Origin of the sequence: Legionella sp. (genome assembly GCF_965140895.1) — a bacterium.
Taxonomy (GTDB): Bacteria; Pseudomonadota; Gammaproteobacteria; order Legionellales; family Legionellaceae; genus Legionella.
The window spans coordinates 1-23,415 of sequence record NZ_CBCSKT010000044.1; the positions used below are offsets into that span (position 1 = coordinate 1).

Here is a 23,415-nt window from a genome sequence, read left to right on the forward strand (position 1 = left end):
TTTTTGCGAAAAAGGAATTGGAAGCGCGTGATCGTAGATTAATTAAAGCCGCAAGAAAGACGGTATTTTCTATTCAGGATGGGAATGAGCAGGATGCCTTACTTACGCTTCAGGTGTAAATAATGATGTCGGTGGTGGGGGTACTTCATTTTTCCACTACCGGTTTTTGCTGCCATCCTCCACCCAAGGCTTGAAACAATGCGACCGTATCCGAAAGACGATTTGCCTGCGCCTGAATTAAATTTAATTTTGCCAGCTGATAATTCTGTTGACTAAGGAGTAAGGCTGCTTGGCTGGTATCTCCTAGTGCTAATTGGCGTTGATAAATCCGAAGGGCAGTACGTGTGGCGTGTTCTGCTTTATTGGCTGCATCTAAGGCAATAGCATCTGCGTGTAAGGCTTTTAAGGTATCCGCCACATTTTGGTAAGCATTGATCACCGTTGAGCGGTACAGTGCGGCCGCTTGTCTATAAGTTGCCTCTGCTGCTCGCTGTTTATGACGCAGAACTCCGCCATTGAAAATTGGTTGTGTAATAATACCTGCGAGAGCCCAAAAGCGCGTGTCCGGCCGCAGTAAGGTGCCTAAAGTAGTTGCAGCCGTTCCTAAGTTGGTGGCATCAATTTTAAAATTGGGCAGGCGATTGGCAATGGCTACCCCAATCAGTGCATTTGCGGCATGCATTTGTTCTTCGGCGGCACGAATATCTGGACGATGTTCAATGAGGGTTGAGGGAATTGATATGGGCAGTTGCGTGGGTAAGTGTAACGAGCTCAAATAGACTTTGGGAGTGTGTGGATCATCAGGAAAACGCCCGGTTAGTGAATTTAATAAATCTCGTTGAATCGCCAGTTGTTTTTGCAAAGGAGGTAGGCTGGCTATTGATGAGGCCAGGGCTGCTTGCTGCACGGTTACATTGGCAAGAGCCGTGTCGCCTAATTTTAATTGTTGTTGCGTAATCGCTAAGATCTTTTTTTGTTCAGTAATGATTTTTTCGGTCGCAGTAATTTGCTCCCGTAACGCGGCTTCTTGGATTGCCGCACTTACTACATTGGCCGTTAAGGTTAAATAAGTGGCTTCTAATTGGAAGCGTTGAAATTCGGCTTGCGCCATTGATGATTCCAGTTGTCGCCGGGTGCCGCCAAAGACGTCAATGGTATAGGACACAAATACTTGCCCGGTGTAGAGCGAATATTGATATTGGTTGCTGGCCAGCACGCTGGTGAGAAGATCGGCAGTTTTTTGCGTGGTTGGGTTAAACGATACACCGACTGCTGGCAACAGTGTTCCGCGCCCTGAGTAGGCATTTTCTAACGCCGAACTTAGTGCTTCTTGGGCGGCACTAAGTGTAGGATTGTAGTGCAGGCTTGCTGCGACTAACTCATTCAAGGGCTGAGAGTTAAATAATCGCCACCATTGTGCGGGTAACGTTTGATTCGCGACAAAAGATTGTGTTGCACCAAACGGTGTTTTACTCACGGTAGTTTTAGCAATTGGAGCCGACTTGGTATAAGTTTGAGGCAGTGGGGCCTCTGGCCGTTTATAGTTGGGTCCTACGGCGCAACTATTAAGTAAAAGTAGCAGCAATGCTGTACGTACTAGATTATGCATCATGATTTTCTTCCCCAACGACGTACTTTAGGGCGTCTGTGTTCAAGAAAACGAGCTAAGGCGTAATAATACGTAGGTAAAATAAATAGGGTTAACAGGGTCGATACCGCTAAACCGCCAACAATGACCGTTGCCAGGCCGCGCTGCACATCGGTTCCCACTCCTGTAGCCAAGGCTGCAGGCAGCATACCAAAGGAGGCGACGGTTGCGGTCATGAGTACTGGACGTAGACGTTCAGCTGCCCCGTCAATAACTGCGCGATTAAGCGATGGATTTAATTTGCGTACACGGCGGATATTGGCAACCATAATAATGGCATTCTGGATGGAAACGCCAAATAAGGCGATAAAGCCTACCGCGGTTGCAACATTAATGGTTTCCCCTGTTAAATGTAGGGTAACCAGGCCACCTAAGGTTGCCATGGGAACCACCCCAAGAATGAGAAATACTAAATGTAACTTTTGGAATTCGAAAAATAAAAGCAAACCCATCAGCACGAGCATGAGTCCAAGAATGTAGACCAAACGCTTTTCCGCGCGTTCCTGACTTTGAAATTGTCCGGCCCATTCTAAGCGGAATTGCTTCTTATCAAACTGTACCTTTTCGGCAATTTTCTGTTTGGCTTCATTAAGGTAGGAGGTCAGATCGCGCCCACGATTATCCATGCGGACCGTGACTTGACGTTCGCCTTGCTCATGAGCGATATTACTTTCACCGGTACGATATTCCAAGGTAGCCAGTTCAGACAAGGGGATTTTTGCTCCATTGGCACTGTTTATAAATAAATTACCCAGAACTTGGGTGCTGTTTTTTTCGGCCTTGGGAAAACGCGCTGTTGCATTATAGTTACGGTTTTCTACATAAATTATAGTAATGGGGGCACCACCTAATCCAGTTTGAATTAAGTTAGTTATCTCTGCAACATTGATTCCATAACGAGCAATCTTTTCGCGATCGGCTTTAATTGTAATTTGTGGGATGGGTGGTTCTTGAAATATGGAGGCCGACGCCGTTCCTTTAATGGTTTTTAACACCTTCACGATTTCCTTGCCAATGCGGCGGGCTTCATGTAGGTCGGCGCCATAAACCCTTAAGGCAAGCGGGCTATGTGCGCCACCGACCAGATCATTGACATTGTCGACAATGGGTTGACTAATCCCAATCGTAAAGCCTGGCATTTGCGAGAACTCTTCCGCAAGTCTAGAGATAAGCTGTTGTTTTGATTCCTTTCCAGGCCATTCGCTATAAGGTTTTAAACCTACCGGGGCTTCAATGTGCGAGGGTGTCCATGGATCGGTACCGTTATCATTTCTACCCAGCTGGGTCACCACAAAAGAAATTTCAGGGTTCTTTAGGATGGTTTCCCGCAGCGTGCTGGCCATTTCACTGCCTTTTTCCAAGGATAGTCCAGGTGGTAAATCTGCTTGCAACCACAGTGCTCCTTCATCGAGTTCGGGTAAAAACTCACGGCCAGTCGTGGCGCCAAGCACAATGATCAAGGCTAAAGTAATGATACCCAAGGCATAGGCAATGCTCGGGCGTTTAATTAAATCACGCAAGAGGTCGCGATAGCGTGCGGTTAACCAGATGAGCGCATGATTAGGGTGTATTTTTTTCGGTTTACGTAAGGCGGTGTAGGCTAATCCAGGAATTAGTACAAAAGAACAGACTAATGCACCTAAAAGCGCAAAGCTTACTGTATATGCCATCGGTCTAAAGAGTTTGCCTTCGGCATGTTCAAAGGCAAATAGCGGCAAATAGGCGGAAATAATAATAAGCGTGGCAAAGAAAATAGGGCGTGCTACTTGCTTGGTTGCAGCTAAGGTGTCATCTACGGATAGTGGGGCATTGGGAAGTGCTTCGCGACGGCGTAAAATAGTTTCCATTACTACAATCGCACCATCAACGATAACTCCAAAGTCAATTGCGCCTAAAGAGAAGAGGTTGGTGGGCATTTGCGTTAAATTCATGAAAATGAATACGGATACCAGTGCGGCGGGAATGGCAACCGTAACGACGATGGCACAACGAAAACTCCCGAGAAAAAGCATCAGCACAATGCAGACGATGGCAATACCCTCAATAACCGTATGCGTTATTTTGTGAATTGTTAAATGGACTAAATCATCTCGATCAATATAAGGAGCAATGGATACTCCCATTGGCCTTAGTCGTTCTTGTAAGGAGTCAATTTTTTCATGCAAGCCCTCCAAAACTTTTCCTGGATTGAGTCCTTTGCGCATAAGAACAATCCCTTCAATAGTATCTGGATTGTGATTTTTTCCGAGGATTCCCTCACGTTCTTTATGACCAAATTCGACTTGTCCCAAATCACGAATGAATATGGGGGTTCCCTGATATTGCCTAACCACAACGGCACCGAGCTCATCCAGAGTACGAATTTGTCCCATACCCCGAATGATATAGCTTTGCTCTCCGCGAGAAACGCGGCCGCCTCCAGCAAAGGCAGAATTATTGTTAATGGCATTGGTTACATCGGCTAAGGCTAAATTAAACCGCCGTAATTTTATGGGGTCTAAGGTGAGTTGGTATTCTTTGGTCAAACCACCAAAGTTATTAATTTCGGCAATTCCTGAAACCTGCTTGAGCGCAGGTATGACAATCCAGCGTTGTATTTCGGATAACTCCATCAGATTTTTGGTATTGGATTCTAATGTATAGCGGTAGATTTCACTGCCAGAGCCTGTGAGCGGATCCATCGTTGGTTGAATGCCGGCGGGAAGGCTCAAAGAGCTCAATGCTTCTAAGACTCGGGCACGAGCAAAATACTCATTTGCTTCATCCTTGAAGATCATGGTGATTAATGACAGAGCAAAGGTACTGCTGGAGCGTAACTCAGATAAATAGGGTACACTAACCAGCTCGCGCTCGAGTGGGATGGTCACCTGCTGTTCGATTTCCTCCGCGGCTAATCCGGGTAATTGAGTGGCAATGACAACGCGGACGTCATCGAGTTCGGGATAGGCTTCAATGGTCATCTGGGTGCTGGAAATATAGCCATAAATACCAATCAAAATGGCCGCACCCCAAGCAATGCGACGCCGATGAAAGCACAGCGCGATCAGCTTATCAATCATTAATAAGTATCCCTCCAGCACTCACAATGCGATCGCCTGGTTTTAGTCCTGAGCGAACACGCACATGCTCTTTATCTTCAGGGCCGAGTATTATGGTACGTTGGGTGAAGGTCCAGGGGGCGGTTTCAATAAAAACGGAGGTCGTGTCATTATACATGAGCAGGGCGGATAGCGGGACTATAGGTTGTTTATCCTGAGGTATCTCGGTATTCACCGTTGCAAACATATTAGGTTGTAAACGCTCATCGGGGTTAGTCAGGGCAATACGTGATTTATTGCAACGAGTGTCTGGATCCAGGAAATTATTGGTGAAGCTAATGTTGCCATCCCAATGTTGCTGCGGATAGGCCGCTACATGTATTTTTACTTTTTGACCTTTTTTGACCCAGTGGATGGACTGCTCTGGAACACAGGCGGTAACCCATACTGCATGAATATTTGAAAGATTAAAAATAGGCGTGCTCTGATCGGTAATATAGGCGCCGCTGCCGTAATTTAAGGTGGTGATCTTACCGTCTATGGGGGCCATTATTTGCAATAAGTTTTTCTTATTTTGGCCTAGGGCTTCCAAGGTTGCTTGTGTACGCTGCATCTCGGCTTGTGCTTGCAAGTAGGTATTTTTTATTTGCTCTACATCCTTAATGGCATTTGCACCGGCACGGTTGACTTTTTGTGCTCGACTCCAGGCTTCAGTTGCTTGTTTTAATGCACTTTTAGCTTTAATTTTATCGGCATAGGCCTGCGCCATGGCAGGAGATTGCATCACTGCTAAAACTTGCCCTTTTTTTACCTCCTCCCCAAGTTGAGTATTTAAACTAACCAGCTGCCCTGTTAATGGAGGAAATATGCTTATATTACGTGTTTGCTCTGCCTCAACTATTCCCACAAGCTTAATAATGTGCGGTGCATTAGAGACGTGGACGGTTTGTACAGTTAATCGCGACCGTAGTGGTGAATGTTCAGGAATTTTGATAGTGTCGCCTTCGCGAATGAGCATCAGCGCATGCTTAGGATGCTGGCTGTGGTTATGCAACGCCAGGGTATAAAACAAGATCGGCAGTAAGATGAACAAAAGAGCAGCGGTGATTTGTACTATCTTTTGCTGACGAGGGGGGAATTTTTTATAACGATCACGCTGGGTCGATATCAATGAATGAATGTCCATAAATCCAATCTTTATTATTATTATTGTTTATCGACTGACCCTAATTTGGGGTTGGCAAGAAGGTCCATTTGTCTTTTTTTATCATTAACTAAACTGCGAAATTAAGCAAGAGTTCTTAGGGAATTTGGGCCTGAAAATTATTAGGGGGCTGGTTGCTTTTCTTGCCGGCTAATTTGGTTGTCTATAAGCCAAGTAATACCAACTTTCGCAATTGTTCACGAAAAGGAAGCTGCTAGCGCTCCAATATAGCAACGACTCCCATTCCCCCGGCAGTACAAATACTTACCAGAATCCGTCCTTTACCCGCTTCAGCCAGTATTTTTGCACCAGCACCGACAATACGCCCACCGGTTGCGGCAAAAGGATGTCCCAATGCCAGGCTTCCACCTTTAACATTCATTTTTTGTAGGTCAATTCTTCCTAAAGGCTTATCACGGTGTAGTACCTTTTGGCAATATTCAGCTGATTCCCAGGCTTTTAGAGTACATAATACTTGGCCAGCAAAGGCTTCATGTATTTCATAAAAATCAAAGTCTTGTAGGGTTAAGTTATTGCGTTCCAAGAGACGGCTTACGGCGATTGTCGGTGCCATTAACAGTCCTGCACCATGGACATAATCTACGGCAGCCACTTCGCAATCGACAAAATAAGCTAATACTTCCAACTGATGTGCTTTGGCCCATTCGGGAGAGCTTAATAAGACGGCAGAGGCTCCATCTGTTAACGGAGTCGAATTACCGGCGGTTAAACTACCATTAACTGATTTATCAAAGGCAGGCTTTAATTTAGCTAACTTTTCCAGGGTGGTCTCTTTGCGAGTAAGGGTATCTCGTGTTAAGGCATCTATAGGGGTAATTAAATCATCGTAGAATCCTTCATCATATGCCTTGGCGGCATTTTTATGTGATCTGAAGGCGAGTTCATCTTGGGCTTCGCGGCTAATTTTCCATTCTTTTACCATGAGTTCGCAATGTTCACCCATTGATAAACCGGTACGTGGTTCACGTACTGCGGGCAACAATGGTTTTAGCATGCTGAGGCGAAATTTCTTACTGATTCGTAGTTTTTCTTTCCAGTCTTTTGCTTGTTGAAATTTGATTAAAAAATGCGTTAGCCGGCGTTGGCCAATTAATGGGATATCCGAATTGGTATCAGTACCACCACCAATGCCACTGCTCATTTGTCCGCTGGCAATTTTGAGCGCTACCAGATTGATGGCTTCAAGTCCTGTGCCGCAGGCGCGCTGGAGGGTGAGGCCTGGGGTTTCTGGGGATAGGTTGCTCCCCAAAACTACTTCACGAGACAGGTTCCAGTCAAAAGGGTGATTGATAACGGCACCGGCAATTACATCGCCCAAGCACTCTCCCTCAATTTTGCTCTTCTTGATAAGGCTTGCAACCGCAGCACCTAATAAGTCTTGGTTCGATTTACCGGTATAAAGCGTTTGCGATTTAACAAAGGGGGTACGGTAGCTCCCTAGAATTGCGACTTTTTTAGCCATGTTCATGATTTCTCCTCTTATCCTATTTAGCATAGACTAAAAAGAGAGCTGATACTTTAAATCGTGGACGAATTTTAGGGCTTCAGGCAATACTAGGGCGAATAAGGATTATCGCGATAGTATTCGGGTCTATTTTTTTTGCCAGCATCAGTTACCTGCCGGAATACGAAAATTTTCTGATCAGTAGTTCCACCGTGCCTACGTCACGCGGTAGCGAGCACCTTAAGTAAGCGCCATTAGCTGTAGTAGTCAGGTTAGCCATTAAAGCACTCTATCGATTAATAAGTTACGGCGGGTTGGCAGGGTTGGGTCTTTTGAGCGTTGTTTGGCATTCTCTTCCTCTTTATTTGGGGGTAGGCATTATGGAACCTGCTTGTTTTTTGTTAATTATGGTGTTACTTGTCGCTTTGATGGTACTAATTCATGCCCTCTACAATCTGATGTGCTGGCCGTTTAAGGAAGTCCCGGTTGCAAGCAACCAGGCTACCGAATTAGAGGTTAATAAATTACAAGGGGGGTATTTGCTTGTGACTCGAAAACATTGGTGGCAGCATCCTGCGGCGGTTTCTTCACTGCAAAAAATCCTCTTTTCTGCAGGCTGTTAATTAATACTTCTGTTGATAAGGTGTCACCGTTTTCTATTTGTTGCTGGCGGAGGTCTGCAAGTCGAGTAAGCCGTTCTATTTGCTGACCTAATTCTTTGATTTGTGATTGATATTCCTCATTGTTTTGCTGTAATTTGACTTCGGATACGGCAAGCTTTTGTTCTGTTGTACCGATACGTTCAGCAATGGAATTAAATTTCTTTCCCTCAACTTCAAAAAACGAGTCCATACGAGCTTTAAATTCTTCTTGTTGTTTTTCTCCAACAATAACCGTATCAACCAGCTGACTTACAGTGTCTTGCAAAGTGAGCACCGTCTTTCTCATTTTTTCAAGCTCTAGTTCGAATTTGCTTTCCATAAACGCAAATTCGGCTATTTTGGTTTCCAGACTTTCTTGGGCAGCCTGATAATTTTGGGTGATTTGTTCCAATTTTTCTTGATTGTTGTTCAATAATCTAGTTTTTTCTTCCATTTGCCCTTTCAGGGCGGTAGCTGCTGTTTCTAAGCTTTCTTTGGTTTCCCTGAGGGACTCCGTTAATGTTGTAGCGGCTTGAATTTGCTGGCCAAGTGATTCTATTTCTTCAGTTAGTTTTTCGTTGCTTTTTTGGAGGGTAGTATTTTCCTTACCAAATTTTTCAACTTCTTCGGCTAATTTTTGGCGGATTTTATCCAATGCAGTAATTGTCATTTCTAAAAGGTTCGTAAGTCCTAGAACCCCTTTAGTTAAACTGTCGGTGATGTTTATGGTATGATTATGGTGATCCTCAAGTACAATACCACCGCCGGCATATGCAAGCGTGGTTATGCCGCAGAGTGCGAGTAAAAAGCCAACATTAGCAATCAATCCTAAAATTAACGTGGGGACAGTCACCGTGAGTCCACCCATAATTTTTTGCCATAGGGGCAGCTCGCCCCAGAAATCTGCTGCACGCGAGATCATGCTGGGGTTTTTTTCCATGCTTTTGATAATGACGACGAGGCTTTCTCTTATTTTTTTAAAAATATCTTCCGTGATGAATATTCCTTCTGGATTATCTTTCTCATTGGCCTGTATTCTTTTGATCAATGATTCAATTTCGATAAGTTCTGGAAGGTCATCTGCTGTAATAAGTACTTCCTGCTTTACGGCATGGGTAGTGACGACCCTTGGCGGAGCATTTGCTGTTTCAACATAGATGAGTGCTTCTTGCCCTACGCCATGTTTTTTGATTACTTCATCTTCTCTGGTAGCCATATTCAGTTCCTTTGACTAAGAATTTCCCTGTAATTCTTATTTTTAACCAAAAAATACGATAAAACAAGTAAATAATTTTTCATTTAAATTCAATTTGTTATAAGCAATATAGGCACTAAGTTTAAAAGTAAAACATTTTTAGTGTTTGCTGAAACGATAAGGGCGGCTATTATCAGGATATTACTTTGTTTTTACAATGATTTTCTTCGCTTTATTGTCAAAAAAATATCAAATTTATGGATTAACGAACCTTTTGTTTGTGTTTTTTAATTATTTTATGCCCTAATTTTGGGACAGATGTCTTAAAAAAAGATATACTGATATGTTGTGTTTATTCTCGCTGTTTTTTAAGAAAGGGTAGTATTTTTTATGGCATTTAGCATTGGTCAACGATGGATAAGTAATACCGAATCACAATTGGGCTTGGGAATTATTACAGATTTAACTAGCAGACAAGTGAGCATTAGCTTTCCGGCGGCGGGTGAGGAGCGCATTTATTCAACGGATAATGCCCCATTGAGTCGTATTATTTTTAAAGAAGGCGAAGAAGTAGTCACTAATAAGCAACAAAAAATACGACTGACTCGCATTGAGGAACGTCAGGGGCTGTTTTTCTATAGCGGCATCGATGAATCCGGGGACGAGATCTACATTAGCGAGGTTTTGTTAAATTGCTTTATTGACTTGAATACACCGCAACAAAGACTCTTTAGTGGTTTGTTGGATAAGCAAAGTTCCTTTCGTTTAAGAATAGATACCCTAAATCATGCCAGTAGATTACAGCAATCTAAAGTTCGTGGCTTATTGGGTTCGCGTACTAGCCATTTGCCGCATCAGGTTTATATTGCCAGTGAAGTGGCACAACGACATGCACCGCGCGTTTTACTTGCCGATGAAGTGGGGCTGGGTAAAACCATTGAAGCCGGCATGATCTTACATTATCAATTGGTTACTGGACGTGCTAATCGAGTAATGATTGTGGTACCGCAATCATTAATTCACCAGTGGCTTGTGGAAATGATTCGTCGTTTTAATTTGCATTTTTCGATCATTGATGCAGGTCGTTATAACGAGTCGCTGGATCCTTACGGTGAGGATGATTACGACTATGATGATGAGTTGGACGAAGAAGAAGTAAAACCAAATACTGCAAATCCTTTTGAAACCGAAACCTTGGTTTTGTGCAGCCTGGATTTTCTAATGGAGCATGATGAGGCTCGCGAGCAAGCGATTGCGAGCGGTTGGGATTTGTTGGTTATTGATGAAGCGCATCATTTGCATTGGTCGGAAACAGATGTAAGTCCTGAATATGAATGTGTTGAAGCCTTATCCGCTCAAAGCAAGGGGCTACTCTTATTAACCGCAACTCCTGAGCAAGCAGGGATTGCCAGCCATTTTGCTCGCCTGCGTTTGCTTGATCCGTCTCGATTTTATGAGCTTGCGGTATTTAAGAAAGAAGAAGGGGGATATCAACAAATTAATCACTTGGTGCAGGACTTATTAGCCTATGATGCCAGTACCCCCTTAAGTAAATTAAAGCCGGAATTAATGCAGCAGTTGGATGCTTATTTGGGAGCAACCAAAGGTGAAGACATCCAGGAGGCAATTAATAATCTATTGGATCGCCACGGTACCGGACGTGTACTATTCCGCAACACTCGTGCGGCAATCCACGGTTTTCCGCAGCGCCATGTGCATGCTTATCCTTTGGAACGGCCAGAACTTTATTCTTCCCTTGCCGGACAATCTGGGCTTACTAATTTATCGCCAGAAAACTCCTTGAATCGAGAGCTTTGGTTAGGACGAGATCCTCGCGTTAGCTGGCTTGCTAATAAAATCAATGAACTGTTCCCGAAAAAGGTATTGGTAATTTGTGCTAAAGCGAAAACAGCGATTGCTTTGGAGCAGCACTTTAAATTAAGCGTAGGCATTCGCAGCACCGCCTTCCATGAAGGCTTATCTATTATTGAACGCGATCGGGCTGCTGCTTACTTTGGTGAGGAAGAAGAGGGTGCACAGGTAATGATTTGCTCGGAAATTGGCAGCGAAGGACGAAACTTTCAATTCGCCCATCATCTGGTTTTATTTGATTTGCCAATAAGTCCCGATCTATTAGAACAGCGCATTGGTCGTTTGGATCGTATAGGTCAGCAGCATGATATTGAAATCCATGTCCCATACCTAATGAGTACCGCCCAGGAAAAACTATTCCGTTGGTATCATGAGGGGATTAATTTGTTTGCCAAGAGTTGTTCGGTTGGCTTTTCTATTTATGAAGAGTTTGCAGAACGTTTACTGCTTATTTTAGATCAGGCCATGAATGCTACTGATGATGCTTTGCTTGACCAGCTTATTGCGGATACGCGAGTGCGGACTGAACAAATAAATCAAGCCTTGCACGAAGGGCGGGATCGTTTATTGGAGCTGAACTCCTGTAATGTTCCCTTGGCTCAGGCGCTGATTGCTGACATCGAAGCTGAAGAGAATTGCCTGGATTTGGAAAACTACATGGCACAAGTGTTTCATGAGTACGGTATTGATCATGAATATCATTCTGAATGCACTGAAATTTTGCATCCAACGGATCATATGAAAATTAGCCATTTCCCTGGTTTAAAGGAAGAAGGGGTAACGGTTACTTATGCCCGACCTAAGGCTTTGCAACGTGAAGATATGGAATTTTTAAGTTGGGAACATCCTATGGTCAGTGAAAGCATGGAGATGATTCTGGATTCTGAAATGGGGAATGCGACTTTAGCGACTATTTCGGTTAAAAGTATTGCACCAGGAACAGTATTTTTAGAGTCGTTCTATACGGTCAACTGTGCTTCGCCGAAACATTTGCAATTAGATCGTTTTTTACCCTTAACGCCCATTAGAATTTTTATGGATGTTTCCGGTAAAAACTTGTCTAAAGTATTGGATTACACCCAATTGAATCAAATGTGCCAATCGGTTAAACGCCATTTAGGTTATCCAATCATTACCCAGATACACGAAGTGGTGGAAAGCATTTTGGTCAAGACGAAGCTGGTGGCGGAAGGGCAATTAGCAGACATTATTGAGCAGGCGAAAGTAGAGATGCGCAAAAGTGTTCGCTATGAAGTGGAGCGACTGGAAGCGCTACAGGCAATTAATCCGGCAATTCGTCAGGATGAAATTGACTTTTTCAAACAGCAGCTTAATGACAGTGAACATTATATCGACAGTACTGCTTTGCAGTTGCAAGCGCTTCGGGTCGTTATTAATAAGTAGATGACTTAAAAGCACGTCATCTACTATTTCTGTTGGGGATGACGTATTGATTTATTTTGGGTCACTTGTTTTTTAGTACCTTGGTATATACTTATTTATTTTGCGGCAATGAGTCCTTATATTCATTAGGGGCTGTCGTTAGACTAAGAGCTTAGTGGTGATTTCCTAAAGAGAGGAAGGCAAAATGAATCTGACAGAATGGTGGTTAGCATGGGATGCAGATCTTGATGGATTAGCGTCCAAAGTTAGCGATTCACGGACAGAACCTTGGCTTGCTGCACGGGCTATGATCGCCGAAGGGTCGCAGATTGAGGCTAATGTTCTTTGGGGATTACACTATGCCGCCAAGATCAATGCCGCGGCAGAAAAATTGGGAGTCCCTTTTTATAATGAAGTGCTTGGGAAAATGGTGCATTTACCCAGTATTAGTTCTCCTGACTCCTTATTATTTGCGCTAACTTATTATCATCATTTACTGCGCTATCAATCGATTGATCAAGGTAGCACTTTAGTTCTCGCTCAGACTCGTAAAGAACAACCTGGCGTTCAATATGCTGCAAAGGCATTAAAACAACGTCTTGATGAGTATTGTCTGGCTCCTGAGAACATTGCCACAGTCCAGGCAATCTGGCCTGAAATGGTATTATTGCAAGGTCTTGGTTTATTAGCCCAAGTAGAGCAGTGGCTTGCCACAGAACCCGTCGTAGACAAATTACTGAAACAACTTGAACAGGCCACGGGAAAAATAGTGGGACAGTTTGATGCTGAGTACGAAGACATCAACACACTGTTTACAAAAATAGATGAGCTATTAGAGGGGAAGGTTGCCACGCTAAGGGAAATCACTGCCTATAAAACGCTCATCGAATTATTAAATGAAGAGATGCTGTTACCTAATGATTTCAGTGAACCCAACAGTTTAAAAAATAATTATCCTGATTTTGCTGAATACTGGCTGACTTTGCATGAACATATTCCTCCAATCAGTAAGAAAAAGGCGCTGGGCATTACTGGAGTACGCACGGTGATTGGTGTAGCACGTTTTGCTATGGGCATGTTAAGCTCGTTAACGCAGACGGTTGTGGGGCATTTTACCCCGAACTATGTCAATGAATTGGCAGTCAGTGCGGCAAATGCGGTGGATAATTTAACTTCTGCCATAACACCTGCCTCAACGGTTGAGCAACGGAAAAATTTATTAATTCAGCATGCCGAGCAAATCATCGCTACTTCAGCCGCTTCATTAAATCCACAACAAGATGCTCAAATTGGCGCGAATGATTTTAAACGATTGAGTGCAACCGAGGTAAATGGTTTGGTTGATAAGCTCTCCTTAGTCCAGCACTTGCTTGCCTTAAAGCAATGCTTGGCTATTTATCAAATAGAACATACAACCGGCTTTGCGAAATTTTCATTATCGAGCGTCCTGAAACCCATAACTGAATTATTAAGTCATACATTTTTACGTCCTTTAATGTTTGACGCCATATTATTGGTACTAGAGGCCGAACAACTAGAACAGCAGGTGAATGGACTTATTGATACGGCCAAATCCAGTGAAGAACCGGACACTAAAATTTTGAAGACGCAATTGGTTAATACCTTGAAGGCAACGGAAACGAGGGTTAATCATGTACCGCAAAACAGTAAATTTATTTTCTTTAAACAGGAAAGTGAAACGGCGTTAAAACACTTTACTGACGTGATGCAGCATACGTTAGATAATTCTCTGAGCGTGTAGACGGTAAGATTTTGCGGTATCTGTAAATTTCGTCAATTGTGAGCGCGGTGAAGCAACCCAGGGAGAGAGACCCCGTTTAAGCTCAGTACAGAGTTTGCTTCACTCTGTTCGCAATGGCGGCATTATTTTTAAATTAATAGGGCACGTGAAGATGCTCAGATTTAAGACGACACAACCTCCAAGCTCCCAACGCTACTACGCCTTATTTTTAACCATTCACTATTTTTTATTGGTTGGTTGGTTTCGTATTGACGAAATAGGCGTATCCAATCCGCAGTTGGCTCAAATCCATGAGTCAATCCTAGTTGAAAGGCTTGGAAAAACAGCCCATGTCCTATCACAATCACAAAGCCTTGTTGTTGTATTACTTGCGTATGAAACTGGCGTACTCGTTTTAAAAAGTTGGCAAATGATTCCGCATCGTCGCCATCACAGTAATCAGGATCCGCATTTTGCCAGTAATCCGCTATTCGTGCTTTTCGTTCTACAGGACTTAGGGGAAACATTTTGGCCGGTGAAAGATAGATTAATTCTTGAATGGGCCAGATGTTCAGTGGAACCTTGGGCCAATTTTTGCTGATGAAGTCTGCACTTTCTCTTGCTCGGATAAAGGGGGAGCAAATAATTAAATCCGGTGTTTCAGTAATGTTTGTTGCAGCTGTTTGCGCTTGTTTTTGGCCTAAAATAGTCAGCTGGGCATCCGCAGGATTGGTACTCCATGTTCCTGCATTAATACTGCTTTCGCCATGCCTGACTAACCATAAGGTTAACGAAGACAGCGGACTAGAGGGATAAGCTTTCATAAGTGTGCTCCAAAGGCATTATTTTTTTCCGCACCAGCTGCTGCCGCTAAAACCTCGGTCATAATCGGATCCCTTTATCACTTGCAATGAATCAATCAAACAATACCGTTGACGCTGAGGATTTACAATAATTATGCTCTTTTTTCCGCGAAATAGAGAAATTAACCAAGGCTAAAAGAGACGATAAGGTTAATCCCGAAGCAAAATTTTCTATTTTTAGTTGTTGCCAGGGTGGAATGCCTTTAAGAAGCAGGGCCAATTTAAGGCCTGCTTTCTCATCTTGCGCCAATCAATGAGAGCGGTGAGCTGCTCATCGCTTATCCTTGGTTAAATTTGCATAATTGCAAAATTATGAGCCATAATCTTTAAGCACCTATAGTAGCAAGAGGCTACTTATGAACTCTAAATCTGCTCAGAACGTTATCGATGATTTGTTGTTATTGGCTGGTGTTAAACCTAATGGCAAGGAGCCTTGGGATCCGCAAATTCATAATGAAGAATTTTATATCCGCATCCTCAATGAGGGCACCTTAGGGCTTGGTGAGTCTTACATGGATGGATGGTGGGATTGTTCTCAATTGGATCAGTTTTTTGATCGCATCCTTGTCGCTGATATTGAAAATAAAGTGAAATTGAATCAATGGTTATGGCCTAAGCTATTATTATTGCGATTGTTCAATCATCAATCGAAAAAACGGGCACTCATTGTTGGCCAAAGGCACTATGATTTAGGGAATGATTTGTTCCTCGCCATGCTCGATCAGCGCATGAATTATACCTGCGGCTATTGGCTTAATGCCACGGATTTGGATATGGCACAGTGCAATAAATTGGAGTTAAGTTGCCAGAAATTAAAGCTTAAACCTGGGATGCGAGTTTTGGATATAGGCTGTGGCTTCGGTTCTTTTGCTAAATATGCAGCAGAAAATTATGGTGTTTCTGTTGTAGGTATCACCATTTCTAAAGAACAACGGGAGTATGCGCAAAATAATTGTGCAGGCCTCCCTGTTGAAATTCGTTTTCAGGATTATCGAGACATACACGAGCGATTTGACCGCATTGTTTCCTTAGGGATGTTTGAGCATGTGGGCTATTTGAATTACCGCGCCTACATGCAAAAGGTCGCTGATTGTTTGCAAGATGACGGTTTATTTTTATTGCATACTATTGGTAATAATATAACTACTTCTTTTTGTGAGCCGTGGATCAATAAATATATTTTTCCTAATGGTATGCTACCTTCCATGCGCCAAATTAGCAACGCGGTAGAAGGCCTGTTTATGATGGAAAATTGGGCTAATTTTGGCGCCTATTATGATAATACCTTAATGGCTTGGCATGAGAATTTTGAACAGCATTGGCCTGCCTTACAGTCTCAATATGACGAACGTTTTTACCGTATGTGGCGCTATTATTTGTTATCTTGCGCCGGGGCTTTTCGTGCACGTAGCATGCAATTATGGCAAATTGTTTTATCCAAACATGGGGTACGTGGTGGCTATGAAGCACCCTTATTTGACGGAATTATTTAAAGCCTGGTTGCTTGCAACCGGTTACATTTTTTTATGGTGTTATGGTCTTTGGCCTACCGAATGAGTGTAAACGGTCTGTTAACTTGCTGATTATAATAAAATCGTCAGGAGCATCGATATTAAAACTATTTATGATTAGGCTGCGAACCTGTGCATTCTCTTCAAATCTACTTATTGATAGATATACTGCTGGGTGCACGTTTGCTTCCGGTGATGAGCAGTGTTTTATGGCGTGATTTTTCACCACGTTTTAAAAGTACCTGCCGGGCTGGGACTTCAAAGAGTTGCGCAATAAATTTTATTAGCGCTTCATTAGCTCGGCCGTCTACTGGTGGGGCCTGCAAGCGAATTTTCAATGCTTCTCCATGGAAGCCTGCAATGTCGCTCTGCTTGGCACCGGGTTGGACGTACACATTAACCGTAATCAGGTTTCCATCTTGTTGGTACCACATATTTTAGCTTACTCCCATTTTATGCTGTAAGCATAATCACGCCAACGTAGTTCAGCCAAGCTGCCTTTCGCGATTGACGTTACTCCTGCTGGAGTTCCTGTATAAATAACATCGCCTGCTTTTAAGGGGAAAAATTGGCTAATATAAACTAATAAATCTTCAGGGCTCATCATCATTTCGCTAGCTTTAGCACATTGCCGCAGCGAGCCATTAATGCTCAATTGAAAAGCCGTTTCCATATAATCAGTAAATTGTTGATAGGGAATCCAGGGACCAAGGATCGCGGCATTTTTAAATACTTTTGCGGTAGTCCACGGGTGACCGTGTTTTTTTAATACAGTTTGGCGCGCTCTTAAAGTCATATCCAGGCCAAGACTAAGATCGGAAATCGCGTTTTTAGCTTCTTCAGTATTCATACGATATCCATCATGAGCGATACGCAGTACTAATTCACATTCTGGCTGCACCGCATTGTCTTCATCAGGAAAATCAAGCACTAACTGCTCACCCCAGTGTGAGGCTTGTTGCAAAACACTGGCTGGTTTTAAGAATAAAACGGGTTTTTCGGGCATGGCTTCACCCAGTTCTTTGGCATGTTCAAGGTAATTTTTCCCTACACAAACTATCTTATCAATAGACATATTTTTATACCTTTTATTTGATTGAATAGATTCCAGTGGTCCAGCCACAGGGATTAATAATTTTTTCACAAAGTTACTTAAGAAGCATTAAAAATGATGGTTTATTTATAGATTCGTCATTGGTCATTATTTGAGCATCATGAAAAATAGTGATAAAATATATATATAGGTTAATATGGAGAACCTAATGGGACAATCTAAAAGTATAGAAAACTTATTCTCCGTTATTAATGAATATAATAAAAGCCAGAATAAAACGAAGAAGCTAAACGAAATCAAAGGCAAGGCTAAAAAAGTGTTTACAGAACATAAAACACTGAATTTGGCTTATGACTCTATATCTTCTTTTGCCGTTAGTCCTCTGCAAGCAGCCATTGACTCGCTTGATGTATTCAAATTATTAATAGATGAAGGCGCAAATCCTTTCTTTAATCCCAAACCAGACCTTGGCTCTCCAATAGACATTTTGGCAAGTAAGTATTTCTCTTCTTATTGTAACGTTGAGGAAAAAGCAACATTTGAATGGTTAATGACCGCTGAAGATAGTCCTCTATTCACCTGGAACAAATTAGCTGAACATTCGCGTTTAGTTCAAGCGTTTATAATCGCAGATTTGATTCCTGACCAGCTGCAAATGAACGTGTTACCTATCCATAGAGCGATTCAAGCTGGCCGTATCGATTTAGTTCAAGAAGTGATAAAGGCTGCGGGTAGCACGCAAGCAGCAGGCGATATCAATCGGATGAGTATTCTTAGCTCAGCGATTCATGCTGTGTTTTTGGGGCAGGAAAATGCCATGGAAATATTTCAATATTTACTGCAACAAGGAGCAAGTACCCAAAAATCGAATGAGGGAAAACTACCACTGATAATGCAAGCGCTTACTGCACAGGTTTTTTTCCTCTCTAATGAGCAAGATAAACTTGCATCTATCTTGGTGGAATTGCTACTTAATTATGGCGCAACATTAGAGGTGATCAATCCTAAAAGTGGTAAGAATCCCTTGATGACCGCTATGAGTATGGGCTACTACTCGTTGTTTATTTCCTTTTTAGAGAAGGCTGATGCAGCCACTTTAAATCATCGGGCCATCTCAAAACCCTATTATTTACTGTTTCAATTATTCGATGTGTATGAAAATAGATTAGTTGGCCTAGATATTTTAGAACTGCTGCTGGAACTCAAAAATAAAGGTTTAGAATTCGATAAAACCATTGATTACAGTGCTCCCTCTGATCCTTTTGGCCATCGCTCATATGAGAAACGAAGAGAGACATTTGCTTCCAATATGTCCTTATTGCATTTTTATGTAGATAATTTGACGCATGACCGGGATGATTTTTTTCCTTTGCTCGATAAGCGTCTGCAAGTGATTCAAGCGCTAATCGCAAATGGCGTTGATTTTAATGTAAAAGCTAGCTTTACCTCTACTAAAGAAGATGGAATGAATGGCGCTTATGAGACGAAAAAAATTAAAATAAGTCGTGAACTTACTGCGGCTGAATATCTTAGACAAATAGCCGATGAAATTATTGGTCACGATTCTGATGCTTATTTGATTAAGGCCTACCGGGATGAAAATGAATTTTTACAACATATTGAGTACAGAAGTAGGGGCGGACAAATAAAGCTACACAAGCAATTTCACCAATTTAGAAATCTGGAACGGGTTTTATCTGGAGAAAAGCCTTTAGTTTATTCCGGTTTGCCAGATGTAAAAAAAATTGAGCAATTAGCTTTAAAGCACCACGATTCGCAAGAAGTACATGCTCCAGATATTGATCCAAATATTGCTAAAACTGGATTACTGCATGCACGGAGCATAGAAGACCATGACAAATGGGATATGCTGAAAAAATCGATTGTAGACTATGTTAAAAATGCGGAGTCATTGCCAGATTTTTTAGAGCGCGTAGAGGAGTTTAAAACGCCATTGCAACTTCATTTTGACGTCAACACGGATGTCAACGGAGAGGTGGTCAGTTACGGTTCCCTATCGTATCGTTTCCTCCACTATTTTGATTCTTATAAATTCCCTAGCTCCTGGGAATCATTAAGAGCATTTGGGAAAAAGATCTATGGCATAGACATTAACACCCAATATGCGCAGCCAGCGGAACCCACGTTTAAATAGGAGCACTTAGCTTTGATGCCGCCGCAAGCCTAATCACGGGGGGCTAGTAATTAAATTGTTCTACTTATGAGACAATTAAGTCTTATTAACTGAAAGGAATATGCGCATCATGTTTGTTTTTGATCTTAAACTTTACACGGATAAAACATTCACTAATCTCAGTTTAGAAGAGGTTCCGCTGGAGCATATTGAATTTCAAAATTGCCAATTCAAACAATGTAAATTTTCTGGGGTCATTTTTAGTAAAATAACATTTACTGACTGCAATTTTGACTCCTGTGATCTGTCGCTGTCAGCAGTATATAATGGGGATCCACACTCCAGGAGATGTAGAGAATGAAGTCACAGATGAATGTTTTGGTAAAGAAAATTTCTGCGGCGGCAGAGATGCAAGTTTGTCATGCCATCCGGCATCAGGTTTTTGTCAAAGGACAAAATGTACCTCTGCACGAAGAGGTTGATGGACTAGATGCAACGAGCGAGCATTATCTTTTGTTTCTCAATCAACAACCTGCCGGCACTGCTCGGGTTCGCTATATCGATGATTTTGCTAAAATTGAGCGCGTAGCTATTTTAGATGCCTATCAAGGTCAAGGGCTGGGGCATGTACTAATGAACTTTATAATTGAAACGCTTCAAAAGAATCAGCAAGTTAAAAAAGCAAAGCTTGGGGCTCAATCCTATGCAATTCCATTTTATGAAAAATTAGGCTTTGTTGTTTGTAGTGATGAATACCTGGATGCAGGCATCCCTCATAAAGACATGCAACTTAGTTTTAAAATTTAAAATAAGCTTTCTTTTGATATTTTATGTATTTTTAATGATGCAGAGCTTGTTAAACAAGCCAGTGGCTTTGATGCTTAATCTTGGATATAACCTTGTTTAAAAAACTACTCGCAAAACCCTATGATGCATTTATCAAAATGAAAGCCTTGATTAGGTCTATGGTTGTATCAATGCACCGCTGGTTAGTATTCTCGAGAGAGAATGGAGTTTAATTCTGCGTAGGTTTCTTGGGTTTCTTCGGAACGGCTAGTACCAGTTACAAAATGAAAGAACGAATACATCGAATGAATAGGGTTTTGCTTTTCAGATATAAGTTCTTTGATTTGGATCATATTTTCTTTAGGTGATTGTACTAATTGATATAATTCAAAAATTCCCCGTGGAACATTAAAGGTTTTTCCAGCGAATGTTATGCTGGAGCGACTACCAGTCCATCCTAAGGTCCAGGGGCTTAAAGAGTCAGATCCAATTAATTTTTGTTCAATTGCTGCTTTAATTAATTGGCTTTTGACGTGAAACTCACCCTGTTCCGTTATAAAGGACTTTATGTCTTTTTCGAGTCGTTTTTTATTTAGCCCAACATCATGCTCATGTTCTAACCTATTAGTTTGTTGAGTATAAGATACATTTTTGCACATAAGCAGATCGGTTGCCAGCTCTACATAAGACGCACTGTCTTGTGCTCTTCTTAACGCTTCTCTTCCTAGAAGAAGATCCAGGTAGGAATTATTGTGCGCATTTGCAATTTCTTTTAGTGGAATGTAAACCAAAAAAGACAGATGTTCTGGATTTGAAAACAGTACAGTTGCATAAAGTAATTGTTCCTGGCATTTCTCTACGCAGGGGGCTTGGGTTTGGAATGAACGAATTTTTTCACGAAGGTAATCAGGCATTACTTTTAATTCAGGATCAATCTTGAAATATTCAGCTTCAAAAAAATCTTTAAGTTGTTTAATTCTGTGGTCAATCTGCTGCAATCTCCGAAGGTATGTTCCTAAGGATGGCTCAACAGAGTCGCAATCCCGATGTGAGAGCATCTCCGTATACTTTTCATGATCGATAAGTCTGTTTAATATTCCATCTAAAGTAAATTGAGCTGCGTTTAGGGATACTGATCTGGCTTGCTCATATTGTTTTTTCATTGTTAAACGATCCAGGCCGTAACTGGCTAAAGTTCCCTTGATCTGTTCATTCTCGTTAGGAGAGTTTAGAGCTTCTGTAATGAAATCGCCTATCATGCCATTTGCTTGGTTAATCGCTTCATTCGCACTTTTATCTTGAGGCTGGATTTCATGCTTAGAGATGGTCATCTATTACTCCATGGAGTCACTTTAGGAATGTGTTTGGAATGCGCTTAAATTTTAACAGGGTGTGCAATATTTGTAAACCATGGGCGGGGTCCTGAATGTATGGACATTAGGCAAAGTCTTGGGGTGATCTTTCCTCGAAAAACCGGACACCAACATTATGCAACCAACTCAAAGTCATTCGGGGTCTGAAACCCTAAAGCTGAATGGATGCGCTGACGATTGTAAAACACGTCAATAAGGCTTGTAAGCAACCGAGTTCCCTAGATACAGCAGCCCTCATCAGTATGAATGTAGGTTATATCAGATGTCCAAGCGGTGTTAACAGCAACAGGATTAAATTGTCTTCCCACGATATTTTCGGCTACAGGCTTTGAGTGGCGACTCTCTGTTGTCACTTTAAAACGCCTTGCCGTTTTAGGTTTGAGTCCTTCCTGCTGCATTAAGCGTTTGATCCTCGCTTTCCCATGATATTTACCCAACTGACGCAATGCCTGTTGTAATCGAGGCACACCGTAGGTTTGACGCGATTGCAACAATTCATCCCGAAGTGTTTGTGCTAAACGTTTATCTTCTTGTATATGGGAGCTTTCAATCGCTTTAATTCTAAATTTTTTTCATTTAATTGAGGTTGATTTGGGAATACTTTCTCTTGTTTGAGAAGGTATTGTTTGCGCCAGTTATATCGGTTATTTTCTGCTACACCAAGCTCTCTGGCTACTTGTCTTACCATGATTACACCTTGTTGATGAGATTATATCTCGTAAACAAGGTGTCCGGCTATTCGAGGGAAGATCAGTGATTGCTGCGCTTACTGATTCAGTAGATCCTTCACGCTATCTCAAGGATATGAGACGTAGAGATCAAGAATTGAGCAAAGGGTGGGGGCAAATTGCCACCCCCCTTTCAGTAGAAACCATTGGCGGAAAGCAAAGACTTAATTGTGCCAATACAGAGGGACTCTTTCGTATTATTCAATCAATCCCGTCACCCAAAGCAGAGCCATTTAAACTTTGGTTAGCTCAGGTTGGATATGAACGAATTCAAGAAATTGAAGATCCTGAGCTTGCACAGGAACGCATGAAACAGCTCTATGAACAAAAAGGCTATCCCAAAGACTGGATAGACAAGCGTCTAAGAGGCATTGCGATTCGTCAAAATCTAACAGACGAATCGCAAGAGCGTGGTATTACTAGCCAAAGAGACTATGCTATTTTAACAGCGGAAATTTCAAAAGCTACATTTGGTATGACACCTAGCGAATATAAACAGCACAAAAATTTGCCATAAAAATCAAAAGTCAATTTACGTGACCACATGACGGACTTAGAACTTATCTTTACTATGCTTGGTGAAAAAATGACTACTGAAATTTCTGGTGTAGAAAAACCGGATGGCTTGGTTGATAACAAAAAAGTTGCTCGCCGTGGTGGTAATGTTGCAGGTAATGCACGTAAAGAAGCAGAAAAAGAATTGGGGATTTGCTCCGTTCCTGTTATTTGTGCCCCCAATAACAGCGTATCCCCTGGATCTCAGGAGTTTGATTGTGTAT

Annotated in this window: 19 protein-coding genes; 8 read left to right on the forward strand and 11 right to left on the reverse strand. The window is 42.1% G+C overall.

The genetic code is table 11. The features are described 5' to 3' along the window. Positions 1 to 145 precede the first annotated feature (145 nt). From ACQY7T_RS05900 to ACQY7T_RS05920, 5 genes are all read right to left on the reverse strand, one after another. Complete coding sequence (locus ACQY7T_RS05900; RefSeq protein ID WP_428411981.1) at positions 146 to 1,612, reverse strand: efflux transporter outer membrane subunit; 1,467 nt, start codon at positions 1,610 to 1,612, stop codon at positions 146 to 148. Beyond that, a complete protein-coding gene (locus ACQY7T_RS05905) occupies positions 1,609 to 4,707 on the reverse strand; it encodes an efflux RND transporter permease subunit (protein ID WP_428411983.1) in 3,099 nt (1,032 codons plus the stop codon). Before ACQY7T_RS05905 ends, ACQY7T_RS05900 begins: the two co-directional genes overlap by 4 nt. Beyond that, positions 4,700 to 5,872, reverse strand: a complete 1,173-nt coding sequence (locus ACQY7T_RS05910) for an efflux RND transporter periplasmic adaptor subunit (protein WP_428411985.1) — start codon at positions 5,870 to 5,872, stop codon at positions 4,700 to 4,702. Before ACQY7T_RS05910 ends, ACQY7T_RS05905 begins: the two co-directional genes overlap by 8 nt. A gap of 232 nt (positions 5,873 to 6,104) precedes the next feature. Then, positions 6,105 to 7,373, reverse strand: coding sequence for an acetyl-CoA C-acetyltransferase (locus ACQY7T_RS05915; RefSeq protein ID WP_428411987.1), 1,269 nt, complete (start codon positions 7,371 to 7,373; stop codon positions 6,105 to 6,107). A gap of 498 nt (positions 7,374 to 7,871) precedes the next feature. Next, complete coding sequence (locus ACQY7T_RS05920; protein ID WP_428411989.1) at positions 7,872 to 9,212, reverse strand: LegC2/C7 family Dot/Icm T4SS effector; 1,341 nt, start codon at positions 9,210 to 9,212, stop codon at positions 7,872 to 7,874. A gap of 369 nt (positions 9,213 to 9,581) precedes the next feature. On the opposite strand from ACQY7T_RS05920, the gene rapA reads away from it, so the two are divergent. Next, positions 9,582 to 12,467 carry an RNA polymerase-associated protein RapA gene (rapA, locus tag ACQY7T_RS05925; protein WP_428411991.1) on the forward strand — a complete coding sequence of 962 codons (2,886 nt, stop codon included), beginning with the start codon at positions 9,582 to 9,584 and terminating at the stop codon, positions 12,465 to 12,467. A 184-nt stretch (positions 12,468 to 12,651) separates the two neighbouring features. Further along, the gene (locus tag ACQY7T_RS05930; RefSeq protein ID WP_428411993.1) at positions 12,652 to 14,208 is read left to right on the forward strand and encodes a hypothetical protein; all 1,557 of its coding nucleotides are present in this window, start codon (positions 12,652 to 12,654) and stop codon (positions 14,206 to 14,208) included. 161 nt (positions 14,209 to 14,369) lie between these two features. On the opposite strand, the gene ACQY7T_RS05935 is transcribed toward ACQY7T_RS05930, so the two are convergent. After that, complete coding sequence (locus ACQY7T_RS05935; protein ID WP_428411996.1) at positions 14,370 to 15,011, reverse strand: histidine phosphatase family protein; 642 nt, start codon at positions 15,009 to 15,011, stop codon at positions 14,370 to 14,372. A 395-nt stretch (positions 15,012 to 15,406) separates the two neighbouring features. Here ACQY7T_RS05935 and cfa point away from each other — a divergent pair, with 395 nt between their 5' ends. Next, entirely contained in the window at positions 15,407 to 16,543 is a 1,137-nt protein-coding gene (gene cfa, locus ACQY7T_RS05940; protein ID WP_428411998.1) for a cyclopropane fatty acyl phospholipid synthase, read from the forward strand. 167 nt (positions 16,544 to 16,710) lie between these two features. Here cfa and ACQY7T_RS05945 read toward each other — a convergent pair whose 3' ends face one another. Then, on the reverse strand, positions 16,711 to 16,995 hold the full coding sequence (locus tag ACQY7T_RS05945) for a DUF167 domain-containing protein (RefSeq protein ID WP_428412000.1): 285 nt from the start codon (positions 16,993 to 16,995) through the stop codon (positions 16,711 to 16,713). Between the two features lie 8 nt (positions 16,996 to 17,003). Beyond that, positions 17,004 to 17,636, reverse strand: coding sequence for a fumarylacetoacetate hydrolase family protein (locus ACQY7T_RS05950; protein WP_428412002.1), 633 nt, complete (start codon positions 17,634 to 17,636; stop codon positions 17,004 to 17,006). 187 nt (positions 17,637 to 17,823) lie between these two features. Between ACQY7T_RS05950 and ACQY7T_RS05955 the strand changes: the two genes are divergently transcribed. The 3 genes from ACQY7T_RS05955 (at position 17,824) to ACQY7T_RS05965 (ending at position 20,556) form a co-directional block, all read left to right on the forward strand. Further along, positions 17,824 to 19,770 (forward strand): hypothetical protein, encoded by a 1,947-nt coding sequence (locus ACQY7T_RS05955; protein WP_428412004.1) that lies wholly within the window; start codon positions 17,824 to 17,826, stop codon positions 19,768 to 19,770. 109 nt (positions 19,771 to 19,879) lie between these two features. After that, entirely contained in the window at positions 19,880 to 20,110 is a 231-nt protein-coding gene (locus tag ACQY7T_RS05960) for a pentapeptide repeat-containing protein (RefSeq protein WP_428412006.1), read from the forward strand. Next, positions 20,107 to 20,556, forward strand: coding sequence for a GNAT family N-acetyltransferase (locus ACQY7T_RS05965; RefSeq protein WP_428412008.1), 450 nt, complete (start codon positions 20,107 to 20,109; stop codon positions 20,554 to 20,556). The genes ACQY7T_RS05960 and ACQY7T_RS05965 overlap by 4 nt, the downstream gene beginning before the upstream one ends. Positions 20,557 to 20,738: 182 nt before the next feature. Here ACQY7T_RS05965 and ACQY7T_RS05970 read toward each other — a convergent pair whose 3' ends face one another. From ACQY7T_RS05970 to ACQY7T_RS05980, 3 genes are all read right to left on the reverse strand, one after another. After that, entirely contained in the window at positions 20,739 to 21,866 is a 1,128-nt protein-coding gene (locus tag ACQY7T_RS05970) for a hypothetical protein (RefSeq protein WP_428412010.1), read from the reverse strand. Positions 21,867 to 22,126: 260 nt separating this feature from the next. After that, positions 22,127 to 22,399 (reverse strand): IS3 family transposase, encoded by a 273-nt coding sequence (locus tag ACQY7T_RS05975; protein ID WP_428412012.1) that lies wholly within the window; start codon positions 22,397 to 22,399, stop codon positions 22,127 to 22,129. A 23-nt stretch (positions 22,400 to 22,422) separates the two neighbouring features. Then, positions 22,423 to 22,596, reverse strand: coding sequence for a transposase (locus ACQY7T_RS05980; protein ID WP_428412014.1), 174 nt, complete (start codon positions 22,594 to 22,596; stop codon positions 22,423 to 22,425). Between the two features lie 23 nt (positions 22,597 to 22,619). On the opposite strand from ACQY7T_RS05980, the gene ACQY7T_RS05985 reads away from it, so the two are divergent. Together ACQY7T_RS05985 and ACQY7T_RS05990 are read left to right on the forward strand one after the other, a co-directional pair. Further along, positions 22,620 to 23,153 (forward strand): BRO-N domain-containing protein, encoded by a 534-nt coding sequence (locus ACQY7T_RS05985; RefSeq protein ID WP_428412018.1) that lies wholly within the window; start codon positions 22,620 to 22,622, stop codon positions 23,151 to 23,153. A gap of 27 nt (positions 23,154 to 23,180) precedes the next feature. Next, positions 23,181 to 23,415: hypothetical protein (locus ACQY7T_RS05990; RefSeq protein WP_428412016.1), on the forward strand; the 235-nt coding region annotated here is incomplete at its 3' end.